2 protein-coding genes are annotated in these 2556 nt (G+C 71.6%); one reads left to right on the top strand and one right to left on the bottom strand.

Features of this window, described 5'->3' with window-relative positions; all coding sequences use genetic code 11:
• Positions 1 to 205: 205 nt before the first annotated feature.
• Positions 206 to 1312 carry a hypothetical protein gene (locus VG276_21310; GenBank protein HEV8651862.1) on the bottom strand — a complete coding sequence of 369 codons (1107 nt, stop codon included), beginning with the start codon at positions 1310 to 1312 and terminating at the stop codon, positions 206 to 208.
• A gap of 297 nt (positions 1313 to 1609) precedes the next feature.
• On the opposite strand from VG276_21310, the gene VG276_21305 reads away from it, so the two are divergent.
• A partial coding sequence (locus VG276_21305) for a hypothetical protein (GenBank protein HEV8651861.1) occupies positions 1610 to 2556 on the top strand: 947 nt, incomplete at its 3' end.

Here is a 2556-nt window from a genome sequence, read left to right as displayed (position 1 = left end):
GCAGGCCGTACCGAACAACCAGCCCTCTTGTCCCTTACCAGGCTGTTGCACAAAGGGTGCGGGCTGGCGGCGGTGCTCGGTTCGATGGGTAGCGCCACGAAGCTGGCCACGCCGTCGCCGTCATGGTCTTGGAGCACTTGGTGGTGGGAGGACAGAGACCCGGCAGGCGCACCGTCTCGGGTGCGCCTGTTGAGGGTCCCAGGGATCAGCGTGTGGCGTCGATGGCGTGGAGGGAGGTGACCGTTTGGACGGTCCAGCCCACGGACGCGCCGCCCATGACTCGCATGGTGAGCGCGCCGCCCTGGACGGTGTAGGCGCAGTCGAAGCCGAAGTTGCGGTAGGTGCAGCCCGTGAAGGTGGGTGGGTGGCGACGGTCCCCCAGGCTGAACATCGCGTCGACGGCGGTCGCTGACGCGGCCTTGCGCGCCTCGGCCCGGTTGTTGGCCAGCCAGGCGTCGACCAGGTGCCTGGCCGAGGTCTGCGGGCTCGCGAACCGCAGCGGCGCGTCGATGGAGACGACGCGGTAGCCCGCGGAGGCGCCGCCCTCGACTCGCATGTCGATGTGGAACACGCCGTTGGCGTTGGGGTATGAGTAGACGCAGTCGAAGCCGAGGCTCTGGGACCAGCAGCCGGTGAACCGGGGCCGAGGGCTGGGCGATATGGCCCACAGCGCGCGGACCGCGGTGGGCGAGGCGGCCTGGAGCGCGCGCTGCCGGTCGCGTGCCTGCCACGCGTCGAACAGGTGCCTGGCCGCCAGCGCCGGGTCGGAGATCCGCGGCGTGGGGGCGGGCGTCGGGTGCGTGGTGTCGGTGGGGTAGTCGAGTGCGCGGCAGGCGCGCAGCATCGCCGAAGTGATGTCGGCATCGCTACAGGCGATTCCCTGTCCTTCCGCCACGCTCTGCCACGAGCCGTTGACGTCGCGCAGGAAGAGCTGCTCGGCGTCGTACTGGGGATGCCCGGGCGGGTTCTGTCTGGGGATGGCGAACACCTGGGCGTAGCCGTTGCGGCAGCGCCTGATGTCGGCTCGCACGATGATGAGCTCGCTCGAGGGATTGTCGAACTTGTGCTTGAGCAGCGGCAGGAGCACTTGGGAGGCACACGCGGCGTGGAACGAGCCGGAGGTGGAGGTCGTCACCCTGGTGGTGGGAGCGGTGGGCGTGGTGGAGGCCGGGGTCCCCGCTGCCGTGGTAGGCGCCACGGTGGTGGCGGATGCTGCGGCGGAGGGGTGGGTGCTGGAGTAGGCGACGTAGGAGCCGACGGCGACCGCGGCGGCGGTGAGCAGGACAGCGGCGATGATGCGGGCTGGTCGCATGGCGACCTCGTCTCTGGAAAGCACGACCCTCGTGGGTCCTGCTGCCAGCGTGGCCGAGGCTGGTCACGGCGCGCCGACGGGCCGGCTTCGCTGCAACGGCGAAACGGCCTCGATCCGGCCGCTGCACGGTTTCGCGCTGAACACGTTGACGCTTAACAGCCTGTTGCACGAAGCTGTGCGGCCGGTCCGCCGTCCGTAACGTCACCGAGACGGAGGTCGGCCACACTGGCACGCGATCCGCGATGCTAGGAGGGTGGCGGTGCCGGTGGTGGGCTACGTGCAGCAAGGACCATGGCGGTGAACCCTGCCGCCCGACCCGCCCGGCTGCGCCGGTGGTTGGGCGTGTGGGCGTGGACGCTGTGGGCGCTGGCCATCTTCGGCCTGGCCGTGACCGTCTGGCTGGATCGCCTGCTTCGCCAGGCCGGCCGGCCCGACCTGGCGAAGCTGGCCGCGCTCCCCGCGGTTGCGCTGGTGAGCGCGGCCACGGTCGGGGCGGTGCTGGCCAGCCGCCGCCCAGCGCACCCGGTCGGCTGGCTGCTGCTGGCCTTGGGCCTGTTCATGGCCGCGGGCGGGGTGGCCTCGCAGTATGCGCCCTATGGGCTGCTGGCCCGGCCTGGCGCCCTGCCAGCCGCCAGCGCCGTGGCCCTGTTCTACCCCGTCACGGCCGTGGCGGCCGGGGCCGCGCTCGGCTTTGTCCTGCTGCTCACCCCGACCGGGTCGCTGCCCTCGCCGCGCTGGCGCTGGTGGGCCAGGATCATGGTGGCCGTGCCGGTCGGCTGTCTGCTGGTGGTGATACTGGCGCCCAACCCGTTGGGTCAGTCGTACCAGGCGGTCGACAACCCGCTGGACCTGCATGCCTTCGGCGGTGTCGTGCTAGTCGCCCACCAGGTCGCCCTGGCGGTCACCAACCTGGCCGTGGTGGTCGCCGCCGGGTCGCTGGTGGTGCGCTTTCGCCGCGCCCGCGGCATCGAACGCCAGCAGCTGCGCTGGGTGGCGCTGGCAGCAGGGCTGGTGGCGCTGGTGACGGTGGTCGTCCTGGCCGCCTTGGCGCTGGGGGCCTTTGTCCTAGCTGGCTGGGTGGGCAGCGTCTGCGTGGCGGTCCTGCCGGTGGCGATCGGCGCGGCGATCGCCCGCTACCGGCTGTACGACCTGGACCGCATCATCAGCCGCGCGTTGAGCTACGGGCTGCTGACGGTGCTGCTGGGTGGTGGCTACGCCGGGGTGGTCCTCGGGTTGGGCCAGCT

It is taken from the genome of Actinomycetes bacterium (assembly GCA_036000965.1).
Lineage (GTDB): Bacteria > Actinomycetota > CALGFH01 > CALGFH01 > CALGFH01 > DASYUT01.
The sequence above is the reverse complement of the archived record's forward strand: the minus strand, read 5'-3'. Positions and strand labels throughout refer to the sequence as shown.

What these genes read in the sequence shown, in the direction of transcription:
- VG276_21310 (HEV8651862.1), bottom strand. Translation starts at nt 1,312, where the DNA reads ATGCGACCAGCCCGCATCATCGCCGCTGTCCTGCTCACCGCCGCCGCG.